The sequence below is a fragment of the Flavobacterium sp. genome (assembly GCF_017985075.1).
In the GTDB taxonomy this organism is placed as follows: Bacteria; Bacteroidota; Bacteroidia; order Flavobacteriales; family Flavobacteriaceae; genus Flavobacterium.
This window is the reverse complement of record NZ_JAGNYF010000109.1, coordinates 1-3,127: the sequence shown is the minus strand read 5'-3', so window position 1 is coordinate 3,127 and position 3,127 is coordinate 1. Positions and strand designations below refer to the sequence as shown.

4 protein-coding genes are annotated in these 3,127 nt (G+C 33.1%); 2 read left to right on the top strand and 2 right to left on the bottom strand.

Annotated features, from left to right (window positions below):
- Nucleotides 1–322 precede the first annotated feature (322 nt).
- On the bottom strand, nucleotides 323–724 hold the full coding sequence (locus KA468_RS11025) for a hypothetical protein (RefSeq protein ID WP_291242982.1): 402 nt from the start codon (nucleotides 722–724) through the stop codon (nucleotides 323–325).
- Between the two features lie 87 nt (nucleotides 725–811).
- Nucleotides 812–1,834, bottom strand: coding sequence for a Holliday junction branch migration DNA helicase RuvB (ruvB, locus tag KA468_RS11020; protein ID WP_291242981.1), 1,023 nt, complete (start codon nucleotides 1,832–1,834; stop codon nucleotides 812–814).
- Nucleotides 1,835–2,155: 321 nt separating this feature from the next.
- Between ruvB and KA468_RS11015 the strand changes: the two genes are divergently transcribed.
- Together KA468_RS11015 and rsmA are read left to right on the top strand one after the other, a co-directional pair.
- A complete protein-coding gene (locus tag KA468_RS11015; protein WP_291242980.1) occupies nucleotides 2,156–2,482 on the top strand; it encodes a DUF4286 family protein in 327 nt (108 codons plus the stop codon).
- 47 nt (nucleotides 2,483–2,529) lie between these two features.
- Nucleotides 2,530–3,127: 16S rRNA (adenine(1518)-N(6)/adenine(1519)-N(6))-dimethyltransferase RsmA (gene rsmA, locus KA468_RS11010; protein ID WP_291242979.1), on the top strand; the 598-nt coding region annotated here is incomplete at its 3' end.

Here is a 3,127-nt window from a genome sequence, read left to right as displayed (position 1 = left end):
CATTTGCATCAACTTACAAAGATAAAATAAGCAATGAAATAACAATAACGATTGTTTAAAAAGTTATAAATTCTTTGATTTTTTATTAATTGGGCTAAAAAAAAGCTGTACAAAATTGTACAGCTCTAAAATAAACTAAAAAAGTTCCCCTTGGTTTAAGCCTATTATTCTTCCTAAATGTTTGTATGCTTTTTCGGTAGCGAATATTTGCAATTCACACCTACTATAATAATAACCAAATAAAAAAACTACAAATTTTTGTCATTGTAGTTTATTTTTTCTTTGCGCTTTATGGGCACGGATTGCAAATCCGCGCTATCGGTCATGCAACATTTGTGGGAAGCCAAAAACTAAATACTAATAAAAAAATTAAAAAAACAAAGAACAAAAAAGTCATCAAAATCCATCTTTTTTTTACTTCTTTAGTCTCTTTTTCAAATTCTTTGAAATAAACAAAATATTTATCTTTGTAAAAAACCGTAAAAAAAAGTAAAATACCAAACAAAGCAATAAATAAGAATATAAATTCACTAGCTAATTCAAATCGATGTAACATTTTGTTTAAAAGTACAAAAAAGGCAAAGCCTAATAGCGCAAATAACAATCCTATAATTCTGCCAGAATTTATATCAGCTGAAAAGTCAGGCAAAAACCTCTTGTGTTTTTTACAAACTATGTAAATTACATAATGTAAAAGGTTTATAAAATATTCTATTTTTTTCATATAAATTTTATTTATCTATTCCATCAATAATTCACCCTCCCGCTTCACAAAGTCTCTCGCCTTTATGCTACGCTCTCAAAATTAACCCTAAAAAAGTTCGCCTTGGTTGAGGCCTTTTATTCTTCCTAAATGCTTGTAGGCTTTTTCTGTAGCTTCACGGCCTCTGGGTGTTCGCATTAAAAAGCCTTCTTGGATTAAAAAAGGTTCATACACTTCTTCAATTGTTTCTCCGTTTTCTGACACTGCTGTGGCTAAAGTGGTTAATCCTACAGGTCCGCCTTTGAATTTGTCAATTAAAGTCGTTAAAATTTTATTATCCATTTCGTCTAAACCATTGGCGTCTACGTTTAATGCTTTAAGGGCGTAACGGGCTATTTCTATATCAATGCATCCGTTTCCTTTTATTTGAGCAAAGTCTCTAACTCTTCGTAATAAAGCATTGGCAATACGTGGTGTTCCTCTACTTCTTCCTGCGATTTCTATGGCGGCTTCTAAGTCGATAGGCACGTTTAATATTCCAGAACTTCTTTCGATAATAGTGGCTAATAATTCGGTATTATAATAATGCAAACGACTTTGGATACCGAAACGGGCACGCATTGGAGCGGTTAACAAACCAGAACGTGTAGTGGCACCCACTAACGTAAACGGATTTAAATTAATTTGAACCGAACGGGCATTTGGACCCGATTCAATCATAATGTCAATTTTATAATCTTCCATAGCAGAATACAAATATTCTTCTACTATTGGCGATAAGCGATGAATTTCGTCAATGAATAACACATCTCGCTCTTCTAAATTGGTTAGCAAACCTGCTAAATCGCCTGGTTTATCTAATACAGGACCTGATGTAATTTTAATTCCAACACCCAATTCGTTAGCTAAAATACTGGCTAAAGTAGTTTTTCCTAATCCTGGAGGACCGTGAAAAAGGGCGTGATCAAGCGCTTCACCACGTTGGTTTGCTGCTGCCACAAATACTTTTAAATTTTCAAGCACGTGGTCTTGACCTGCAAAATCATCAAAACTTAATGGTCGCAGTGCTTTTTCTATATCTAATTCTTGTGGCGTAAAACGCTCTTTATTTGGATCTAAATTTTCATTCATTTTACAAATATAATTAGAAGTTGGAAGTTAGATGTTGGAAGTTGGAAGTTTTTTTTGTTTTTAAACACAGATTGGAGAAATTATTAAAATATAGAAATCTCTTGACAACTTATGCGTTGTAATTGCAGGTTTATGCGTGAGGGATTGAAGTGAAGCTCTTTTTTGTTTCGATTTTTCTTCGGAACAAAAAAAGCGGGAACGGAAAGCCCGACCCACAGGGGCACGCCCAAATAAAAAGGAAAAGAATTGTTGCTATTTTTGAAATTAGCATTGGCATTGAACTTTGATATTTAAAAAGTATCTTTGTAAAAAATTAAGCATATGATTATTTATAATGTTACCATAAATATTGACGACAGTGCTCACGACCAATGGTCAAATTGGTTAAAGACCAAACATATTGGAGACGTTTTGGCTACCGGCTGTTTTTATAAAGCGAAACTTTCAAAAGTTTTAGTGGAAGAAGAAATGGGAGGAACTACCTATTCCATTCAATATGCTGCAGAAAGTAATGAAAAACTTCAAGAATATTACAAAACTTTCGCGCCAGCATTGAGAGAGGAAGGTCTTCGTCTATTTGGTGATAAAATGTTGGCTTTTAGAACAGAATTAGAAGTAATCAACGAGTTTTTTAGTAATGAAAACTAATTCATTTACGAATTACGGATTGGGATTTACGAATTTAAAAAATATTTATGTCAGTTAAAGCAAAAAAACATTTAGGACAACATTTTCTTACGGATGAAAGCATTGCGCAGCAAATTGCCGATTCGTTGGTAGGTTCTAACTACAAAAAAGTGTTAGAAATTGGTCCGGGAATGGGTGTTTTAACAAAATATTTATTAGAAAAACCTTACGAAACGTTTGTGGTTGAAATTGACACCGAATCCGTTGCGTATTTACAAGCCCATTATTTAAAATTAGCCAACAATATTTTTTCTTTAGATTTTTTGAGACACGATTGGCAAACCGCTTTTAAAGATGAACAATTTGCTATAATTGGGAATTTTCCTTATAATATTTCGACGCAAATTGTATTTAAAACGTTAGAATTGCGTCAATTTATTCCAGAATTTTCAGGAATGTTTCAAAAAGAAGTAGCGGAACGAATTTGTAGTAAAAAAGGCAGTAAAGTATATGGTATTTTATCCGTTTTAGCACAAGCATTTTACGATGTTGAATACTTATTTACGGTACCACCAACGGTTTTTAATCCACCACCGAAAGTCGATTCAGGTGTAATGCGTATGACACGAAAAGAAAATTACGAATTGCCTTGCGATGAAAAATTAT

Excerpts from the sequence above, each read along its gene's own strand:
- KA468_RS11015 (WP_291242980.1), top strand. The coding sequence starts at position 2,156 with ATGATTATTTATAATGTTACCATAAATATTGACGACAGTGCTCACGAC.
- ruvB (WP_291242981.1), bottom strand. The coding sequence starts at position 1,834 with ATGAATGAAAATTTAGATCCAAATAAAGAGCGTTTTACGCCACAAGAA.
- KA468_RS11025 (WP_291242982.1), bottom strand. The coding sequence starts at position 724 with ATGAAAAAAATAGAATATTTTATAAACCTTTTACATTATGTAATTTAC.